The 19,809-nt window shown below is 71.8% G+C and carries 13 protein-coding genes and 1 pseudogene; 10 read left to right on the top strand and 4 right to left on the bottom strand.

The genetic code is table 11. The features are described 5' to 3' along the window. Positions 1 to 11: 11 nt before the first annotated feature. Both OHU35_RS30810 and OHU35_RS30815 read left to right on the top strand, forming a co-directional pair. Positions 12 to 1,430 (top strand): FAD-binding oxidoreductase, encoded by a 1,419-nt coding sequence (locus OHU35_RS30810; protein ID WP_189728106.1) that lies wholly within the window; start codon positions 12 to 14, stop codon positions 1,428 to 1,430. Positions 1,431 to 1,580: 150 nt separating this feature from the next. After that, positions 1,581 to 2,036 carry a hypothetical protein gene (locus OHU35_RS30815; protein ID WP_189728108.1) on the top strand — a complete coding sequence of 152 codons (456 nt, stop codon included), beginning with the start codon at positions 1,581 to 1,583 and terminating at the stop codon, positions 2,034 to 2,036. 16 nt (positions 2,037 to 2,052) lie between these two features. On the opposite strand, the gene OHU35_RS30820 is transcribed toward OHU35_RS30815, so the two are convergent. Next, complete coding sequence (locus OHU35_RS30820) at positions 2,053 to 2,715, bottom strand: phosphatase PAP2 family protein (protein WP_189728110.1); 663 nt, start codon at positions 2,713 to 2,715, stop codon at positions 2,053 to 2,055. Positions 2,716 to 2,781: 66 nt separating this feature from the next. On the opposite strand from OHU35_RS30820, the gene OHU35_RS30825 reads away from it, so the two are divergent. Together OHU35_RS30825 and OHU35_RS30830 are read left to right on the top strand one after the other, a co-directional pair. Beyond that, positions 2,782 to 4,509, top strand: a complete 1,728-nt coding sequence (locus OHU35_RS30825; RefSeq protein WP_189728112.1) for an acyltransferase — start codon at positions 2,782 to 2,784, stop codon at positions 4,507 to 4,509. Between the two features lie 29 nt (positions 4,510 to 4,538). Continuing rightward, complete coding sequence (locus OHU35_RS30830; RefSeq protein WP_189728114.1) at positions 4,539 to 5,141, top strand: DinB family protein; 603 nt, start codon at positions 4,539 to 4,541, stop codon at positions 5,139 to 5,141. A 26-nt stretch (positions 5,142 to 5,167) separates the two neighbouring features. Here the strand turns inward: OHU35_RS30830 and OHU35_RS30835 are convergent. Together OHU35_RS30835 and gabT are read right to left on the bottom strand one after the other, a co-directional pair. After that, positions 5,168 to 5,365 (bottom strand): annotated as a pseudogene (locus OHU35_RS30835) (hypothetical protein); the annotation flags it as partial. Between the two features lie 193 nt (positions 5,366 to 5,558). After that, a complete protein-coding gene (gene gabT, locus OHU35_RS30840; RefSeq protein WP_189728116.1) occupies positions 5,559 to 6,893 on the bottom strand; it encodes a 4-aminobutyrate--2-oxoglutarate transaminase in 1,335 nt (444 codons plus the stop codon). Between the two features lie 253 nt (positions 6,894 to 7,146). On the opposite strand from gabT, the gene OHU35_RS30845 reads away from it, so the two are divergent. The 3 genes from OHU35_RS30845 to OHU35_RS30855 all read left to right on the top strand — a co-directional run bounded on the left by OHU35_RS30845 (position 7,147) and on the right by OHU35_RS30855 (position 12,739). Further along, positions 7,147 to 9,342, top strand: coding sequence for an ATP-binding protein (locus OHU35_RS30845; protein ID WP_189728118.1), 2,196 nt, complete (start codon positions 7,147 to 7,149; stop codon positions 9,340 to 9,342). 135 nt (positions 9,343 to 9,477) lie between these two features. Further along, entirely contained in the window at positions 9,478 to 11,172 is a 1,695-nt protein-coding gene (locus tag OHU35_RS30850; protein ID WP_233878723.1) for a PucR family transcriptional regulator, read from the top strand. A gap of 121 nt (positions 11,173 to 11,293) precedes the next feature. After that, positions 11,294 to 12,739 (top strand): aldehyde dehydrogenase family protein, encoded by a 1,446-nt coding sequence (locus OHU35_RS30855; RefSeq protein ID WP_189728122.1) that lies wholly within the window; start codon positions 11,294 to 11,296, stop codon positions 12,737 to 12,739. Between the two features lie 97 nt (positions 12,740 to 12,836). Here OHU35_RS30855 and OHU35_RS30860 read toward each other — a convergent pair whose 3' ends face one another. After that, a complete protein-coding gene (locus OHU35_RS30860) occupies positions 12,837 to 15,674 on the bottom strand; it encodes a glycoside hydrolase family 3 C-terminal domain-containing protein (RefSeq protein WP_405507581.1) in 2,838 nt (945 codons plus the stop codon). 371 nt (positions 15,675 to 16,045) lie between these two features. Here OHU35_RS30860 and OHU35_RS30865 point away from each other — a divergent pair, with 371 nt between their 5' ends. The 3 genes from OHU35_RS30865 to OHU35_RS30875 are packed head-to-tail and all read left to right on the top strand — an operon-like array spanning position 16,046 to position 19,754. Further along, positions 16,046 to 17,734: an extracellular solute-binding protein gene (locus OHU35_RS30865; protein WP_189728127.1), complete on the top strand. Its 1,689-nt coding sequence runs from the start codon at positions 16,046 to 16,048 to the stop codon at positions 17,732 to 17,734. Between the two features lie 26 nt (positions 17,735 to 17,760). Next, the gene (locus OHU35_RS30870; protein WP_189728129.1) at positions 17,761 to 18,804 is read left to right on the top strand and encodes a sugar ABC transporter permease; all 1,044 of its coding nucleotides are present in this window, start codon (positions 17,761 to 17,763) and stop codon (positions 18,802 to 18,804) included. After that, on the top strand, positions 18,801 to 19,754 hold the full coding sequence (locus tag OHU35_RS30875) for a carbohydrate ABC transporter permease (protein ID WP_189728131.1): 954 nt from the start codon (positions 18,801 to 18,803) through the stop codon (positions 19,752 to 19,754). Before OHU35_RS30870 ends, OHU35_RS30875 begins: the two co-directional genes overlap by 4 nt. The last annotated feature ends 55 nt before the right edge of the window (positions 19,755 to 19,809 follow it).

The following is a 19,809-nucleotide window of genomic DNA, read 5'->3' on the forward strand; positions in this document are numbered from 1 at the left end:
GAGTTGAAATCATGGCCCCGAGCGCCATGAATCAGTGGACTCGTTCGCTCTCCGACGTCCAGCCGGTCCCGTACTGGCTGGACGACCCCGGCCGGCCCCGTCCGGAACCCGCGCTCACCACCTCCGAGACCTGCGACCTGCTGGTCGTCGGCGGCGGCTACAGCGGACTGTGGACGGCGTTGATCGCCAAGGAACGCGACCCGGGACGGGACGTGGTGCTGGTGGAGGGCCGCGAGGTGGGCTGGGCCGCCTCCGGCCGCAACGGCGGATTCTGCGCCGCCTCCCTCACCCACGGCCTGCCCAACGGCCTCGCCCGCTGGCCCGACGAGATCCACACGCTCCAGGAGCTCGGCACCCGCAACCTCGACGCCATCGAGGCCGCCGTCGCCCGGCACTCCATCGACTGCGACTTCGAACGCACCGGCGAGATCGACGTCGCCACCGAGCCGTATCAGGCGGCGGAACTGCGCGACTGGCACGAGGAGACGGCCCGCCGGGGCCTCGCCGAGGACGTCGAGTTCCTGGACGCGGAGGCCGTACGGGAGCAGGTGGACTCACCCACCTTCCAGGCGGGCCTGTGGGACCGCAGGGGTGTCGCCATGCTGCACCCGGCGAAGCTCGCCTGGGGCCTCAAGCAGGCGTGCCTCCGGCTCGGCGTCCGCGTCTACGAGCACACCCCGGCGCTGACCCTGAAGCCGTACGGCCCCGGCATGGCCGTACGCACGCCCTACGGCCGGATCCGCGCCCGCCAGGTCGCCCTCGGCACGAACATCTTCCCGAACCTGGTCAGACGCGTCCGCTCGTACACCGTCCCGGTCTACGACTACGCCCTGATGACCGAGCCGCTCACCGCCGGCCAGCTGGCGTCGATCGGCTGGAAGAACCGCCAGGGACTCGGCGACAGCGCCAACCAGTTCCACTACTTCCGCCTGTCCGCCGACAACCGGATCCTGTGGGGCGGCTACGACGCGATCTACCCCTACGGCGGCCGCGTCCGCGCCGAGTACGACGACCGCCCGGAGACCTACGCCAAGCTCGCCGGGCACTTCTTCACCTGCTTCCCGCAACTGGAGGGCGTCCGCTTCAGCCACGCCTGGGGCGGCGCGATCGACACCTGCTCCCGCTTCTCGGCGTTCTTCGGCACCGCCCACCAGAAGAAGGTCGCCTACGCGGCGGGCTACACGGGCCTGGGCGTCGGCTCCACCCGCTTCGGCGCCGAGGTGATGCTGGACCTGCTGTCCGGCGAGCCCACGCAACGCACGGAACTGGAAATGGTCCGCAAGAAGCCCCTCCCCTTCCCTCCGGAGCCCTTCGCCTGGACGGGCATCGCCCTGACCAAGTGGTCCCTGGCCCGCGCGGACGCCCAGGGCGGCCGCCGCAACCTGTGGCTGCGCACGATGGACCGGCTGGGGCTGGGCTTCGACAGCTGATCGAGCGGGGTGTGAGCCGGTTCACTCCAACGAGGTGCCGGAACCCGCGTAATGACCGTACGGAGACCCCCTTCTCCCTCGTGACGCCCTCGGGACGCGCCGCGCGTCCGCGAGATTCACGAGCTTCACGAGAGAACAGGGGGTCTCCTCATGACCGGTGCGAAGACGGCGGTCGAGTGGCTCGCATCCGCCGCACCCGACCCCGAGGCCTGCCGCTGGGAGTGGGAGCGCAACCCGCTCGGGGTCGCGCTGCTGCCGGCCGGCGGCGCCTGGGACGTGCTCATCCTGCCCGGAGACCTCGGCTACGCCACGCTCGACGTGCTCACCCGCGTGCTCGACCGGCCGGGGCCCGTGCTCGTCGACTTCGGCGACGAGCGCATCGGGTTCTTCGTGCCGCCGGGCACCGCGGCCCGCTGGCTCGGCACGGGCATCAGGACGGCGGGCGCCGGCACCTGGATCGTCGTGCCGTACCCGGGCCGTTCCTCCCCCGGCGGCGTCCGCTGGCTGATCCCACCGGACGGCTCGGGCATGCTGACGGACCCGACGCTGCTGGAACTGGCGATGCACGAGGCGGCGGCGCGGCTGGCCACGGAATGGGACGGCTAGGACACATGGCCGGGACTCACCGCGGCTGCTCGGCGGTCCCTCGCCTCAGCAGCAGCCACAGCGAGGAGAGCAGCACCGCACACAGACACCAGCTGGCCGCCACGTCCAGGGGCCAGTGGTAGCCACGGCGGACCAGGCCGTAGCTCGCGCCGAGGACGAGGGCGGCGCAGACGGCGACCAGGGCGCCGCGGGCGAGGGGCGTGCGGAGCCGGGGGAGCAGGAGCAGGGCCGAGCAGCCGTAGGCGATGGCGGCCGTGGCGGTGTGGCCGGAGGGGTAGTAGCCGGTGCCCGGCGGGACGGCCGGGGTGCCCGGGCGGTCCGTGAGGTCCTTGAGCGGGATGATCAGCGCCGGGACCAGGGCCATGAGAACGGCAGCGGCGGTGACCGGCAGCCACCAGCGTTCCGTACGGCGGGTCCGCAGGGCGACGTATCCGAGGGCCACGGCGAGGACCGGGACCGCGACCTGGACGTTGCCGAGGTCGGCGAGGAGTTCGGAGTAGCGGTCCGGGTGGACGAGTTGGCGGCTGGCGCGCTCGTCGAGGCGGATGAGCGGGCCGTCGGCGACGACCTGCCAGGTGATCAGGACGAAGAGCAGAGCCGGGAGGCTGAGCAGAAGGGCCAGGACGCGCGAGTATGTCGCGGTGGGCTCGTCGCGAACCTGGTTCCCGGAGATCGGCATGGGACACAGCTTGGCACGGGCACGGATGTTCCTTGCCCACCCCGCGCGACCCCTGTGGAGGATCACGTGAACCAGCCGGAGAGCGACGACGGCCTCTTCGACCACTGCCCGTGGCTCTACGCCGAGCAGGCGTCGCAGGCGCAGCGTGCGGCACAGGAGCAGCGCCGGAAGCGGCTCCTCGCGGGGGCGGGGACGGTACAACTGGGCGAGGGCTGCTTCGTCGCGCGGACGGCCGCCGTGTACCCGGACCACCTGGACCTGGGCGACCGCTCGTACATCGCGGCCCACGCGTATGTCACCGGCGACATACGCACCGGCGCCGACTGCACGATCAACCCCTTCACCGTGGTGCGCGGCACCGTCGCCCTCGGGGACGGCGTACGCGTCGGTGCCCACAGCTCGCTGCTCGGCTTCAACCACGGGACCGATCCCGACCTGCCGGTCCACCGGCAGCCGGTCACCAGCCGCGGGATCACGATCGGGGACGACGTGTGGATCGGCTCGCACGTGGTCGTCCTGGACGGCGTCACCATCGGCGACCACTGCGTCATCGGCGCGGGCGCCGTCGTCACCAAGGACCTGCCCGCCTGGACGATGGCGGCCGGCAACCCGGCCCGCCGCATCAGGGACCGCCGCGATCCGCGCGAAGCGGAGCCCGGCCGTGGGACAGGGGGGAGTACGGCACCGGGCGGTACCGCGCCGCGCCCCGCCGGCACCCCCGCCCTCGTCGAGGAGCTCTCGGCCTTCGCCGGGGCCGCCCGTGCGCAGGCGGTCGATGTGCTGGACCGCTGCTGGCGGCCGGACACGCGCCGGTATGCCGACCGGCCCGGCGCCGAGCCCACCGTGCGGGCGCACTGCGACGCCGTCGAGATCGCCGACCTCCTCCTCGGGGAGGCGCCGTCCCAGCTGCCCGCCGCCGAGCACGTGGCACGACTGCGCGGCCTCCAGGACCCGGCCACCGGCCTGATACCCGAGTACGGCGCACCGCCGCCGCTCCCCGGCCCGGCCGGAGTGCCGGACGACGGGGCCCCGGCCTATCACGTGCTGTGCGTGGGGTACGCGCTGGACCTGCTCGACAGCTCCTTCGCCCACCCCGTCCACGCGGTCCGCCGCACCACCGCGGAGCAACTGGTCCCCCACCTGGCCCGACTGCCCTGGCACGACCGTGCCTGGCACGCCGGCGCGTGGGTCGACTCCTGGGCCACGGCCGCGCACTGGAACCTGCGCCTCGGCGCGGAACCGGCCGCGCCCGGGGCACTGGAGGCGCTGTTCGGCCGGCTGCACACCCGGGTCGACCGCCGTACCGGCATGTGGGGTTCGCCCACACCGCGGGACGGACACCTCCAGCCGGTCAACGGCTACTACCGGCTCACCCGCGGCTCCTTCGCCCAGTTCGGCCTGCCCGTGCCGTACCCGGAGCGCGTGATCGACACGGTCCTCGACCACACACGCGACCCCCGCCACTTCGCACCCGGCCGCGAGAACGCCTGCAACATCCTGGACGTCATCCACCCCCTGTGGCTCTGCGCCCGGCAGACCACCCACCGCTCCGAAGAGGCCCGCGCCTGGGCGGCGGCCCAGCTCACCGCCGCCCTGCGCCACTGGCATCCCGGCCAGGGCTTCGCCTTCGGCCCGGCCCCCGACGGCACCGGCCCGGGCCGAGACCCCGGCCTCCAGGGCACGGAGATGTGGCTCGCGATCATCTGGCTGCTCGCGGATGTCGTCGGTGTCGCCGACGCCCTGGGCTACCGGCCGCGCGGCATCCACCGCCCGGAGCCCGCTCTGCCCGGCTGATTGTCAGTGCCGGGTGCCAGACTCCCCGCATGACCGAACCCAACCCGAAAGCCGACCTGCTCCGTTACCTCCAGGACGCCCGCGGCGCCCTGCTCTGGAAGCTCGAAGAGCTCTCCGAGTACGACGTCCGCCGCCCGCTCACGCCGACCGGGACCAACCTGCTGGGCCTGGTCAAGCACGTCGCCGGGGTGGAGCTGGGGTATTTCGGCGACACGTTCGGGCGGCCCTATTTCGTCGAGGAACCGCCCCCGTCCTGGTGGTACACGGAAGACGCCGAACCCAACGCGGACATGTGGGCCACGGCGGACGAGTCGCGTGAGCAGATCGCCGGGCTCTATCGCGCGGCGTGGGAGCACTCGAACCGCACGATCGAGACGCTGGCACTGGACGCGACCGGTCAGGTCCCGTGGTGGCCCGAGGAGCGCCGGGAGGTGACGCTGCACCACATCCTGGTCCGGGTGATCGCCGACACGCAGCGGCACGCCGGCCACGCCGACATCGTGCGCGAACTCATCGACGGCAGTGTCGGGCTGACGAAGCGCACCGACACCATGCCGGAAGGCGATCAGGACTGGTGGGAGAACCACAGACGCCGGCTGGAGCGCGTCGCGCGGGAGGCCGATGACAGCTGATCCGGCTCGCGAGCCGCGGCGGAAGAGGAGAGGGAGGTCGGCCGCCCCGGAACAGGGGGGGTGGTTCCGAGGCGGCCGTCCGGACCGGAACGTCGCGCGCCCCGGGGGGTTTGGGGCGGGCGACTGTCCGATCGGTGAGGAGATCCAGAGCCTCGGGCTCCGGTTGTGTGCGCGAGGGCACGACCAGGTCGAAGCTGGGGAGGCCCCGGCCTGATGTCACCCACAGTCCCCTGTGGGCGGGGGTGTATCTCTCATCTGGTTAGAACCTACGACAGGGGCTGGGCGGAGGACAGGCCATAGGGCCGCCTGTCATCCACCTCGCACACCTTCTTCACACGCTCTGCCGCTCGCCGCCCCGGGAGCGGAACCGGGACGGCTCACCTGCCCCGACGGCGGCTCAGATGCGCAACTGCCGTGTCAGATACGGGCGAAGGCCTGCTCGATGATGTCGAGGCCCTCGTTCAGCAGGTCCTCGCCGATCACCAGCGGGGGCAGGAAGCGGAGCACGTTGCCGTAGGTGCCACAGGTCAGGACCAGCAGGCCCTCCGCGTGGCAGGCCTTGGCGAGCGCGGCGGTCGCCTCCGGGTTCGGCTCCTTCGTGGCACGGTCCTTGACCAGCTCGATGGCGATCATCGCGCCGCGCCCGCGGATGTCGCCGATGGCGTCGTACTTCTCGGCCATGGCGGTGAGGCGGGCCTTCATGACCGCCTCGATGGCCTTCGCCCTGGCGTTGAGGTCGAGCTCCTTCATCGTCTCGATGGAGCCGAGCGCACCGGCACACGCGACGGGGTTGCCGCCGTAGGTGCCGCCCAGGCCGCCCGCGTGCGCCGCGTCCATGATCTCGGCGCGACCGGTCACGGCGGCCAGCGGGAGACCGCCGGCGATGCCCTTGGCGGTGGTGATCAGGTCCGGGACGATGCCCTCGTCCTCACACGCGAACCACTGCCCGGTACGGCAGAAGCCGGACTGGATCTCGTCGGCGACGAAGACGATGCCGTTGTCCGAGGCGAACTTGCTGATCGCCGGCAGGAAGCCCTTGGCCGGCTCGATGAAACCGCCCTCGCCGAGCACCGGCTCGATGATGACAGCGGCCACGTTCTCCGCGCCGACCTGCTTGCTGATCTGGTCGATGGCCTGCGCGGCGGCCTCGGGGCCCGCGTTCTCCGCGCCGGTCGGCCAGCGGTAGCCGTACGCCACCGGCACCCGGTAGACCTCGGGAGCGAACGGCCCGAAGCCGTGCTTGTACGGCATGTTCTTCGAGGTCAGCGCCATGGTCAGGTTGGTCCGCCCGTGGTAGCCGTGGTCGAACACGACGACTGCCTGGCGCTTGGTGTAGGAGCGGGCGATCTTGACGGCGTTCTCGACGGCCTCGGCGCCGGAGTTGAACAGGGCGCTCTTCTTGGCGTGGTCACCGGGGGTCAGCTCGGCGAGCGCCTCGGCGACCTCGACGTACCCCTCGTACGGCGTGACCATGAAACAGGTGTGGGTGAAGTCGGCGAGCTGGGCGGAGGCCCGGCGGACGACGGCCTCGGCGGAGGCACCGACGGACGTCACGGCGATGCCCGAGCCGAAGTCGATGAGCCGGTTGCCGTCGACGTCCTCGATGATCCCGCCGCCCGCGCGCGCCGTGAACACGGGCAGTACGGAGCCCACACCCTGCGCGACCGCGGCGGTGCGGCGGGCCTGCAGTTCCTGCGACTTCGGTCCGGGGATGGCGGTGACGACGCGGCGCTCCTGCGGAAGTGAGGTCATGCGGGGCTCCTGGGGTGGTGCGGACGGTGTTCTTGCGGACGCTTGCCTTCTTTTCTCGCAGGCTAGGGCGGGGAAAGGGGGGTGGGCATGCTCCATGTGGGCGTTGTCGGAGGGGCGGCTTGTCCGGGGTGGACATGGCGCTCTGGTGGGCTGCTGCCCACGACCCGGCCGTGTAAGCGGTGAACTCCCCAGGGGAGGGCGTTAGATTGGCACGCTGATGGTGGACGGAGCGGCTGGTCAGGGGGCAAGGGCGATGGACAGCGACGGGACGCAGGAGGCGCGGGGTACGCATGCGAATCCCGTACCGCGTCCGGCGGGGGCGCCGGAGGTGCCCTCGGTGCCACCGAACGGCCCCGGCGAGCCACCGGGCGGCCGGAGCGGGCCCCCGGCCGGACCGGCCGTGCCGCCCCGGCCCACGCGGGCTCCCGGGACCCCGCCGGTGCCCGACGGCTCGTCCTTCATGACCTGGCTGCGCACGCCCCGGCCCGACGCGGCGCCCGGCGTCTGGCGGTTCGGACACCGGCCGCGGCCCGCGGAGGAGCCCGAGGAGATCCCCACCCGGCAGTTGCTGAGCGGGGCGCTGATCGCCTTCCTGGTGGGATGGCTGATCTGGTCGCTGCTGCAGAACGGGTACCTCGGCAACTGGTGGTGGGTGCCGTTCGACCTGATCATTCCCGATGCCTGGCGCGGCGGCGACAGCGATCTCGGCGAGACCGGCACGTTCATCGTGTACCAGGGATACGAGCTGCTCGTCGCCCTGGGGATCATGGTCGGGGTGGCCCGGCTCGGCCGCTGGGGCGAGGTGTGGCGCCGCTTCGTCGTCCCACGCTTCCGCCGGCCGGAACCCCAGACGGCCCAGCGGGACCCTCAGGACGACCCGGCCCAGTGGAACGAGCTCCGCGCCGCCGGAGCCGTCGACGCCGCCGAGCGGCTCGCCGCCGAGGCACGCTCCGGGCTCATGCGGGACGTCGACCACGCCCGGATCCTCCGTGCCTGGCAGGGCGTGCGCACCGGACGGCACAGCCTCGCCACCTTCAGCTCCACCGTCCTGCGGGACGGCGCCGCCGCCTGCCTCCACCCCTCCGGAGAGCGCGACCTGCCCGCCCGCCTCGCCCGGCACGACCTCGTCACCGGGCAGGTGCGGCTGGGGACCACCGTCGACGACATCCGTAACCCGTACGCCTACCGAGGCGCGGGGCTCGGTCTGGGACCCGACCTGCTCGGCACCTCGCTCGTGGCCGTCGGCCCCGCCGGGTCAGGCAAGACCGGTACCGTCGTCCGGCCGCTCGCCGAGTCGCTGTGTCTGCACGCGCTGGCCGGGCGGGCCGCCGTGGTCGTGGTCGGAGCGGCGGGCGCGGGGCTCGGGCCGGCCGACGCGTACGACGTCGTCGTGCGGATCGGGAACCAGGACTCCGAGTACGACCTCGACCTGTACGGCGGGACCGCCGACCCGGACGAGGCCGCGGCCGTGCTCGCCGAGGCACTCGTCGGGGACCTCGCCGATCCGCACCCGGGCAGTGACACCCGGCGCTCCACGACCGTCCTCGCCCAGCTGCTCGGACCGTTCCGGGCCGTGCACGGGCGTTTTCCCTCCGTACCGGAGCTGCGGCAGCTCCTGGACGGCGCTCCCGGGCCGTTCGCCGCGCTGCGGCAGGGGCTGCAGGACTCCGGGCAGGAGTCGCTGCTGCGGGAGCTCGACGCCCGCGAGCGGCAGATGGGGCAGCCCGGAGACGTCGGCGGAGTGCTCGCGGACCGGGTCGCGCTGCTGGACCGTCCCGCCTTCGCCTCGTTCTTCGACACGTCCGGGGCCACCCGGCCCTTCACCCTCAAGGCCCTCGACCACCCCGTGCGGGTGCGGATCGATCTGCCCGAGCGCGGGCACGCCGACGCCTCCCGGATGCTGGCGCGGCTGGTGCTCGCGCAGTTCTCGGCGAGTGTCGCGGTGCGCGAGGACCGGTCGCTGTTCGCCTGCCTGGTGCTGGACGACGCGACCGGCGTGGTGACGCCGGAGGCCGTGCGCGGCATCCAGCGGCTGCGGTCCGGCAACGCCGGTGTCGTGCTCACCCTGCGGACGCTGGACGACGTGGCCCGGCCGCTGCGCGGACCGCTGCTCGGGGCCACCGGATGCCGGATGGCGCTGTCGGGGCTGACGCCCTGGGACGGGCAGGACTTCGCCGAGGTGTGGGGCAAGGAGTGGATCGAGGCCCGGGACGTCACCGACCGGCAGATCATCGCCGAGACCCCGGCCGGCAAGGCCGTGCACATGCTGCGCCGGGTGATCACCGGAAAGGCGCCGACCGCGCGGGCGGTGACCGTGCGGCAGGTCGAGCGGGAGCGCTGGTCAGCCTCCGAGCTGGCGCACGGCGTACCGGCGGGGCACGCGGTGCTGTCGCTGACCGATGTGAAGGGCGAGCACGCGCCGCCGCTGCTGGTGGATCTGCGGGGCTGACGCCCGCCGGCACGGAGTGGGTACGCGGGGACCGTACGGTGAGGCAGAATCATCACAGGTCGTTCATACGCGGCGGCCAAATGAGCACAGAGATCACACAGCACCGCACAGCCCTGACGCAGACATGAAGGCCTCATGCCCCCGACGCTCGCCTCGCTCGTCCACCACTCCGCGCTGAAACTGACCGTGCGGGCGGGCGAAGACCGCCTTGACGTGCCGGTGCGCTGGGCACATGTCAGCGAGCTGGCCGACCCCGTGCCCTACATGGAGGGCGGGGAGCTGCTGCTGATCACCGCGCTCAAGCTGGACGCCGAGGACCCGGAGACCATGCGCCGTTACGTGCGGCGGCTGGCCGGGGCCGGAGTGGTCGGGCTCGGCTTCGCCATAGGCGTCAACTACGAGGAGACGCCCAAGGCGCTCGTCGACGCGGCCGGGGAAGAGGGCCTGCCGCTGCTGGAGGTGCCGCGCCGCACCCCTTTCCTCGCCATCAGCAAGGCCGTGTCCGCCGCGATCGCCGCCGACCAGTACCGGGCCGTCACGGCCGGGTTCGCCGCTCAGCGTGAGCTGACCCGGCAGGCGCAGACCGGCGGACCGGAAGGGCTGCTGTCCGCGCTGGCCTCGCAGGTCGACGGGTGGGCGGCGCTGTACGACGCCTCGGGCGCCGTCGTCGCCACGGCACCGGAGTGGGCCGGCCGGCGCGCCGCGCGGCTCACCGGCGACGTCGAGCGGCTGCGGGAACGCCCCGCGCCCGCCTCCTCGGTGGTCGGCGGGCCGGAGAACGAGGACCGGGTCGAGCTGCACACCATCGGCACGGGCCGGCGCCCTCGCGCGGCCCTCGCGGTCGGTACGGCCGCCGCCCTCGGCACCGCCGAGCGCTACGCCGTCCACTCGGCCATAGCGCTGCTGACCCTGACCACGGAACGCTCCCGGTCCCTCCAGGCCGCCGAGCAGCGGGTCGGCGCCGCGGTACTGCGGATGCTGCTGGCCGGGGAGCCGGACCACGCCCGCACGGTCGCCGGGAGCCTGTACGGCGAGCTGCTGGACGCGCCGTTCCGGATGCTGGTCGCGGAGCGGGTGCCGGTGTCGGCCTCGGCCGCGCTGGCCCGTGCCGAGGCCCGGGCGGGCGTCCCGGCCGTGGACCGGCCGTCGGCCGCCGCGCTCGCCGCCGCCGACACCGGCGGCGACCCCCTCGCGGCGCTCGCCGACGTCATGGAGTCCGCCGCGGCCCGGGCCGGCGAGGCCGTCCTGGTGGTGCCGGAGGGGGAGCGGCTGGTGGTGCTGGCCGCGGACCGCGGTGCCGCCGCCGCGGCCTGCGGGGAGTACGCGGCAGCCCTGGAGGCGGCCCGGGCGGGCGTACGCGAGAAGGTGCCTGGCGGGGAGGAGGCCGAGCTGGTCGTGGGCCTTTCGGCACCGGCCGGGCCCATCGCCGCCTCCTCCGCGTACAAGCAGGCCGAGCAGGCCCTGTCGGTGGCCCGGCGGCGCGGACGCGTCCTGGTGGAGCACGAGCAGATGGCGGCCGGATCCGTGCTGCCGCTGCTGGCGGACGACGCGGTGCGGGCCTTCGCCGACGGGATGCTGCGGCCGCTGTACGAGCACGACGCCACGGGCCGCGGCGACCTCGTCGCCTCCCTGCGCGCCTGGCTGTCCCGGCACGGCCAGTGGGACGCGGCGGCGGCCGACCTCGGCGTCCACCGGCACACCCTGCGCTACCGCATGCGCCGCGTCGAGGAGATCCTCGGCCGGTCCCTGGACGACGCGGACGCGCGGATGGAGCTCTGGCTGGCCCTCAAGGCGACGACCACGGAACCGGCCCCGTCCGCCAAACCGTAGTGTTCACGACCGGCACTGCTACACCCCGTACAAACGCCGTTCGGCCGCCCCGCCCCTACCGTGGGAACCCGCACCACAGGAACCACGGAACCACCCCCGACGCCGAAGGGCCGGAACTGAGATGACTTCCACCCACGCCTTCTGGCTCGCCGGCCGCCAGGCCACCGGCGAGGACACCTTCGACGTCGGCTCCCCGTGGGACGGGCGGCTCGTCGGCCGGGTGAGCGTGCCGACGGACGCGCAGGTCGAGGAGGCCGTGGCCGCCGCGTACGCCGTGCGGGACGAGTTCGCCGCCACCCCCGCCCACGTGCGGGCCGCCGCCCTCGACCACGTCAGCAAGCGCCTCGTCGAGCGCACCGAGGAGATCGCCCGGCTGATCTCCGCCGAGAACGGCAAGCCGCTCAAGTGGGCGCGCGGCGAGGTCGGACGGGCCGTGTCCGTCTTCCGGTTCGCCGCCGAGGAGGCCCGGCGCTTCAACGGCGGTGAGGCCCAGCGCCTCGACACCGACCTGGGCGGCCAGGGGCGGCTCGCCCTCACCCGCCGTTTCCCGAAGGGTGTCGTGCTCGGCATCGCGCCCTTCAACTTCCCGCTCAACCTCTGCGCCCACAAGATCGCCCCGGCCATCGCCGCCGGCACGCCGATCATCCTCAAGCCGGCCCCGGCCACCCCGCTGTCCGGCCTGATCATCGGCGACCTGCTCGCCGAGACCGAGCTGCCGGCGGGCTCCTGGAGCGTCCTGCCCGTCGCCAACGACAAGATGCCGGCCCTCGTGCAGGACGAGCGCCTGCCCGTCATCTCCTTCACCGGCTCCGAGAAGGTCGGCTACGCGATCATGGACTCGGTGCCGCGCAAGCACTGCACCCTGGAGCTGGGCGGCAACGGCGCGGCCGTCGTCCTCGCCGACTGGGCGAGCGACGAGGACCTGGACCGGGCGGCGCAGCGCATCGCCACCTTCTCCAACTACCAGGGCGGCCAGTCCTGCATCTCCGTCCAGCGCGTCATCGCCGACGCCTCGGTGTACGACCGGCTCCTGCCGCGCGTCGTCGCCGCCGTCGAGGCCCAGGTCACCGGCGACCCGGGTGACGACGCGACCGACGTCGGCCCGCTGGTCAGCGAGGACGCCGCCAAGCGTGTCGAGACGTGGGTCCAGGAGGCCGTGGACGCCGGTGCCGCGCTGCTCACCGGCGGTAAGCGGGACGGCGCCTCGTACGCGCCGACCGTCCTGGCCGACGTACCGGCCGACGTCACGATCTCCTGCGAGGAGGTCTTCGGTCCGGTCCTCACCGTGCAGAAGGTGAACGGCGAGGCCGAGGCCTTCGCCGCCGTCAACGACTCCAAGTACGGCCTCCAGGCGGGCGTCTTCACGCACGACCTCCAGACCGCCTTCCGTGCCCACCGGGCCCTGGAGGTCGGCGGTGTCGTCGTCGGCGACGTGCCGTCCTACCGCGCCGACCAGATGCCGTACGGCGGCGTCAAGCAGTCCGGCGTGGGCCGCGAGGGCGTGCGGTTCGCCATGGAGGACTACACCTACGAGCGCGTGCTGGTCCTGACCGGAATCGAGCTCTAGCTCATGGGAACCATTTTCATATAGGCTCTGCGAAGAGGCCCGGCACCGATGCCTTCCGGTGCCGGGCCCCTTCTGTGCGCCGGCCTGCTCCGGACCCTCAGCCGGAGAAGCCGACGTGCGCGAGCCGCAGCGGGCCGCGCAGCCTGAGACGGACCTCGTGCACGCCCGCGGCGGCGAGGGAAGCGCCGAGGGAGACGTAGTCGTACGGACCCGAGGTGGGGGCGCTCGTCGACAGCACCGCGAGGGCCGGGCCGCCGTCGAGGGACACTTCGACCGTGCCCTCGCCGGCCACCTCCACCGTCACCTCGCTGATGCCGTGGCCGAAGTCGCAGTCGCGGTAGACCAGTTCACCCGTGGCCCCGCCCGCCGGCGTCACCGCGTCGCCCGACACCTTCGTCCGGTCGACGATCTCGATGCCGCTCTGCTCGTCGAAACCGGCCGCGGCCAGGCCGCCCGCGACGACCGGGCGCGGCAGGGTGGGCTCGCCCTCCAGCGTGACGGCCGTCCGCAGCCGGACGTCCTCGCTCGAGGCCCCGGCCAGCAGCTCGTACGCGCCCGGCGCCACGCGCCACCGGTCCTGGGTCACGTCCCAGAACGCGAACGCGGACAGCGGGACCTCGAAGCTCAGCTCCGCCGTCGTGCCGGGGGCGAGGGTGACGCGGCGGTGGTCCAGCAGCTCGCGGCGCGGACGCGGCACGGTCGGGTCGACGGCCCGCGTGTAGAGCTGCGCGACCTCGTCGGCGGTGACGTCACCGGTGTTCCTGACCGAGAACGAGACATGCAGTGTGCCGCCCTCGACCCGGGTCGTCAGGCCGTCGTACGCGAACGACGAGTACGACAGGCCGTGCCCGAACGGGAACAGGGGCGTGCCCTCGAAGTACAGATACGTCTGGCGGGCGCCGATCACGTCGTAGTCGAGGAGGCCGGGCAGATCGGCGTCGTCTGCGTACCAGGTCTGCGGCAGGCGGCCGGCGGGGGAGACGTCGCCCGCCAGCACACGGGCCAGGGCGGTGCCGGTCGCCTGGCCGCCGTGCGCGGTCCACAGCACGGCCGGGAGGGTGGCCGGGTCGACGGCGTACGGGTAGGCGGAGACCAGCGCCAGCACGGTCGCCGGGTTCGCCGCGCGGGCGGCCCGCAGCAGCCGCTCCTGGTGCTCCGGCAGACGCAGGGTCGTACGGTCCTCGGTCTCACGGCCGTTGATGTGCGGGTCGTTGCCCGCGACCACCACGACCACGTCGGCCTCCGCGGCGGCCCGCGCCACCGCGTCCTCGCCGCGCTCGGCGACGACCAGCTCGAACACCTCGGGATCTTCCTCGGCAACCTTCACGCCGTCGGCGGAGACACACACGTGGCGACCCGTTCCCACGTGCTTCAGGAGGTGCCCGCCATCGTGCGGTTCCAGGCGGAACGTCTCCTGGACGACCCAGCCGCCCGGCTGGTCGGCGGAGGCGCGGACCCGGCCGTCCTCGGCGACCGAGAGGTAGCGGCCGTCGGGCGCGCGCAGCGTCAGGACGCCCTCGCCCCAGTCGACCAGCGCCAGTTCGGTGCCGGTCGCGTCGGTGGTCAGCGGGGGCAGGTCCGTGCGGCCCGCGAGCAGCGCCGGGTCGAGCGCTCCCTCGGCGCCGCGCACCTCGTCGGCGGCGTCCTCCGCCACCGGCACATGCAGGAACACGCCCGCGGAGGTCTTCAGCCGGACCCGGTCCACACCCTCCGCGAACTCCACCCGCTCCGCGCCGAACCGCTCGTACAGCCCCTCCAGCGGGGTCGAGCGGTGGATCAGCGTGCCGCTGTACCAGTCGAGCTTGCACTCGTCGGCGAGCAGCCCGACCACGGCGATCCGGGTGTCCGGGGCGAGCGGCAGCACTCCGTCGTTCTTCAGCAGCACGACGGCCTGCTCGGCCGCCTCCTGGGCGAGGGCGCGGTGCCCCGGGGAGTCGAACTCGCTGGTGGCGTCGTGCGGGTCGTACTCCGGGTCGAACTCGCCGAGGCGGAAACGGACCGAGAGCTGGCGGCGGACGGCCGTGTCGAGGTCGGCCTCGGTGAGCAGACCGCGCTCCAGGGCGACGCGCAGCCGCCCCGTCATCTGCGAGGAGTCCGTGCCGTGGTCGGTGAAGCTGTCGACGCCCGCCACGAGGGAGGCGGCGGTGGCCTCCTCGTGGGTGTCGAAGTAGTGCTCGGAGTCGACCAGGTTGCTCGGCGCGCCCGCGTCCGAGCAGACCAGCAGCTCCTCGTCGGTCCAGGCCCGCAGATGCTCGCCGAGGTAGGGGGAGACGTGGTTCGGCCGGCCGTTGACCAGGTTGTACGCGGGCATCACCCCGGCCACCGCACCCGCCTCGACGGTCTCGCGGAAGGCTCGCAGGTCGTACTCGTGCAGCACGCGCGGGCGCACCGAGCTCGACGTCGTCGACCGGTCCGTCTCGTTGTTGTGGGCGAGCCAGTGCTTCAGCACGGGCGCGGTGCGCCAGTAGGTGGGGTGGTCGCCGCGCAGGCCGTGCGTGTAGGCGGTGGCGATCGCCGAGGTGAGCTTCGGGTCCTCCGAGTAGCCCTCTTCGTTGCGGCCCCACAGGGGGTGGCGCAGCAGGTTGACCGTCGGTGCCCAGACGTTGAGGCCGACGCGCTCGTCCTTGCCGCGCATCGCGCGGACCTCCTTGGACACCGCGTCGCCGACCCGCCGCACCAGCTCCGGGTTCCAGGTGGCGCCGAGGCCGACCGCCTGCGGGAACACCGTCGCCGGGCCCATCCATGCCACGCCGTGCAGGGCCTCCTGGCCGGTGCGGAAGGCGGCGACGCCGAGCCGCTCGACGGCGGGCGCGAACTGGTGCAGGAAGGCGGTCTTCTCCTCGCGCGTGAGCCGCGACAGGAGGTCGTCGATCCGCTTCGCGAACGGCAGGCGCGGATCGCGGAACGGCGGCGTGGGCGGCGTGTGTGCGGTCACGTGGGAATCCCTTTGCGATGGAGCGGTGAGACGCTTTCGAAGCGCTTCGATGCTGGTTCGACGTGGGGGTGGGTGTCAAGACACCTCGGCGCAACAACTCCGACCCTGCGGCGCCATTCCAAGCGCCATTTGTGTCAGATCGCGATCGTGCACACCTCGGGAGAATCTTGGAATCGCCCCTTGTGCACCCCTGGGTGTTCACTTAATCTCGCAGCAACATCGAAGCGCTTCGACTGTGAAGTCCGCCACCCGGTGGTGCGCATTCCTCGTCACTCGTCGGAGTATCGCTTCGGCTCAGCCAGTTCCACTCGAGACACCGCAGCCGACGGCCCTCCGCCGGGTGTCCTGGTGTGCCATGAAGGGTTGACGCAATGACGCCGAACGCCGCCTCCGCCTCCTCCGGACCGAGCCGGAGATCCTTCCTCGCCTCCACGGCGGTCGCCACCGCCGCTGTGGCGGGCGGGATGCCGTTGCTCGCCGCCTGCGGCGGCGGGCAAGAGGGACAGAAGGACGGAGCCACGTCGGGCAAGAAAGCCGCGAAGATCCTCCCGGCCTACGTCGCGTCGAACGTCGTGACCCCGGACCTCCCCTCCAAGAACGGCTCGCCGGTCGGCTTCACCAAGGCGATCCCGGCGGCCGAGCTGAAGACCTCGGTGTCGCAGAAGCTGGGCAGCGGCGGCAAGCTGACCATCATGGCCCCCTACTGGGGCGCCCCGCCCAAGGGCGACAACCCGTACTACACGGCCATGAACAAGGCCATCGGCGTGGACATCACCTGGCAGAACCAGGACGGCGTCACGTACGACCAGAAGCTCGGCGCGATCCTCGCCTCCAGCGACATCCCCGACGCCGTGGTGGTGCCCGACTGGAACCTGACGGGCCGGATACCCACCGCGATCAACGCCAAGTTCGCCGACCTCGGCCCGTACCTTTCCGGCGACAAGGTCAAGGACTACCCGAACCTCGCGGCCGTGCCCTCCGACGCGTGGCAGCGCGGCATCTTCGGCGGCCAGCTCCGCGCGATCCCGATGCCGAACTCCTCCGTCACCACCATGGCGGCCATGTACCGCAAGGACATCTTCGAGAAGGAGGGCTACGCCGTCCCGAAGAGCCCCGAGGAGTTCCTGTCCTGGGCGAAGGAGGCGACCCGGGCCAAGTCGAAGGTCTGGGCCTGCGACGACATGAAGTGGTCGGCGCTGCAGATCTTCGGTGTCCAGCCGGGCGGCGACAAGGCGCTGTGGTGGAACATGGAGGACGGCAAGCTCGTCAACCGCATCGAGACCGAGCAGTACCTGGAAGCCCTGGAGTGGACGCGCAAGCTCTACGCGGCGAAGGTGGTCCACCCGGACGCGGTCTCGGGCAAGGCGGGCGGCAGCGCGGCCAACCGCTTCACCGCCGGACAGGTCCTGGTCTACAACAACAACATCTCCGACTGGTGGGGCAAGACCGCCGAACAGCGGACCCAGAACCCCGACTTCGAGATGGGCGTCTTCGACGTCTTCGGGCCGGACGGGGGCGATCCCACGCTCTGGGCCAGCCAGCCGGGCGGCATGTTCACCTTCGTCAGCAAGAAGGCCAGCAAGCAGCAGATCAAGGACTTCCTCGCGCTCTGCAACTACTGCGCCGCTCCGTACGGCACCAAGGAGTTCATGCTCACCGCCTACGGCGTCGAGGGCACCGACTACACGGTGAAGAGCGGCCTGCCGACCAAGACGCAGCAGGGCATCAACGAGGTCAGCAGCACCTATGACCTCACCGGCAACCCCGCACCGTACGTCGCCTACCCCGACTTCCCCGACATCACCCGGGGCATCGTCGAGTGGCAGCAGCGCATGGGCGCCTTCACCAAGAAGACCTCCTTCTACGGGCTGACCGTCACCGAGCCCACCCGCTGGGCCAACCTCGCCGACGACTTCGAGCAGCTCGAGGACGACGTGGTGCGCGGCCGGAAGAAGATCAGCGACGTGCAGCAGGCCGTGTCCGACTGGAAGAAGAAGGGCGGCGACGACCTGCGCGACTGGTACAAGAAGCTGCTCGACGACAACGGCTCGGCGAACTGATCCGGGGCTCAGGCAAGGAGACGGCCGTGTCCAACAGCACGGTGCCTCGGACTCCGACCGAGGCAAAGACCCCCGCGAGGACTCAGGCGGCGTCCGGCGGCGCCGCCGCACGCCGGGCCCGCGGCGAGAAGAAGAAGTCGGGCAAGCTGAGCCTGAAGGTCAGATTCAGGCGTGACCGCACGCTGATCCTCATGACACTGCCGGCGGTCCTGCTGATCCTGGTCTTCAACTACATACCGATCCTCGGCAATGTGGTGGCCTTCCAGGACTACGACCCGTACGCCGGCGACAACGGCTTCGTCGCCATCTTCAACAGCCCCTGGATCGGCTTCGAGCAGTTCGAGCGGATCTTCGCCGACTCGGCCTTCTGGCACGCGGTGCAGAACACGCTGGTGCTGTTCTTCCTGCAACTGGTGCTCTACTTCCCGATCCCCATCCTGCTCGCGCTGCTCATCAACAGTGTGGTCAGGCCCCGGGTGCGGGCGGTCGCCCAGGCGGTCATGTATTTGCCGCACTTCTTCTCCTGGGTCCTCGTCGTCACCGTCTTCATGCAGATCTTCGGCGGCGCCGGAATCATCGCCCAGACCCTGCGCCAGCACGGCTACGAGGGCTTCGACGTGATGACCGACCCGGAGGTCTTCAAGTACCTGGTCACGGCCCAGACCGTCTGGAAGGACGCGGGCTGGGGCATCATCGTCTTCCTCGCCGCGCTCTCCTCGGTCTCGGGCGACCTGTACGAGGCCGCCGCCATGGACGGCGCAGGACGCTGGCGGCGGATGTGGCACATCACGCTGCCCGCCCTGCGACCGGTGATCGCCCTCCTGCTCGTGCTGCGCGTCGGCGACGCCCTCACCGTCGGCTTCGAGCAACTCCTCCTCCAACGACAAGCCGTGGGTGTCAACGCCTCCGAGGTCCTCGACACCTACGTGTGGTGGAACGGCATCCGCAACCAGGACTTCAGCTATGCCGCCGCCGCCGGGCTCATCAAGGGTGTGGTCGGGCTGGCGCTCGTACTGATCGCCAACAAGGTGGCCCATCTCATGGGCGAGCAGGGGGTGTACAAGAAGTGACCGCCGTCCTCGACACTCCGCCCGACGACGCGCCGCACGTCTCGAAACCGAGCCGCTGGGCCGCCCCGCCCCGCCCCGTCTGGGAGGAGCCGCCCAACAAGGCCGGACTGGCCGGCAAGGGCATCGCCCTGACCCTGGCCTGCCTGGCCATCCTCTTCCCGCTGTGGATCGTCATCGTCACCAGCCTCCAGTCGAAGAAGACCATCGACGAGGCCGGCGGCCTGGTGGTGATCCCCAAGGGCATCACCTTCATCGCCTACCAGGAACTCCTCAGCGGCGGCCAGGTCCAGAAGGCCGCCCTGGTGAGCATCGGCGTGACCGTGGTCGGCACGCTGTTCAGCATGACGGTGTCGGTCCTGTGCGCGTACGGCCTGTCGCGCAGCGGCTCGCTCGGCCACCGCGGCATCCTGATGACACTGCTGGCGACGATGTTCTTCGGGGCCGGCCTCATCCCCACCTACCTGCTGGTGCAGGCCCTCGGCCTGACGGACACCTATCTGGCGCTGATCCTGCCCAGCGCCGTCAGCGTCTTCAACATCCTGGTGCTCCGCGCGTTCTTCATGAACATCTCCCAGGAGCTGATCGACAGCGCCCGCATCGACGGCGCCGGCGACTGGCGGATCCTGTGGAAGATCGTTCTGCCGCTCTCCCGGGCGGTCCTCGCGGTGATCGGCCTCTTCTACGCCGTGGGGTACTGGAGTGCCTGGTTCAACGCGTCGATCTACCTGACCGACCAGGAGATGATGCCGCTGCAGAACGTGATGATCCAGCTGGTGCAGATGCAGCAGCGTCCGGTGGGACTCCAGGCACAGATCAACACCGGGCAGCTCTCGCCGCTCGCGATCCAGATGGCGGTGATGGTGATGGCCCTGCTGCCGGTGGCCGTCCTCTCCCCCTTCGTCCAGAAGCATTTCAAGAAGGGCATGCTCACGGGGGCCGTCAAGGGGTGACGCCCTTGTCTCGAGTCTCGCCGTAGGGCTGTCGGTTGTTTGTGTCCGCGGCTGC

Origin of the sequence: Streptomyces purpurascens, from assembly GCF_045040895.1 — a bacterium.
GTDB lineage: Bacteria > Actinomycetota > Actinomycetes > Streptomycetales > Streptomycetaceae > Streptomyces > Streptomyces purpurascens.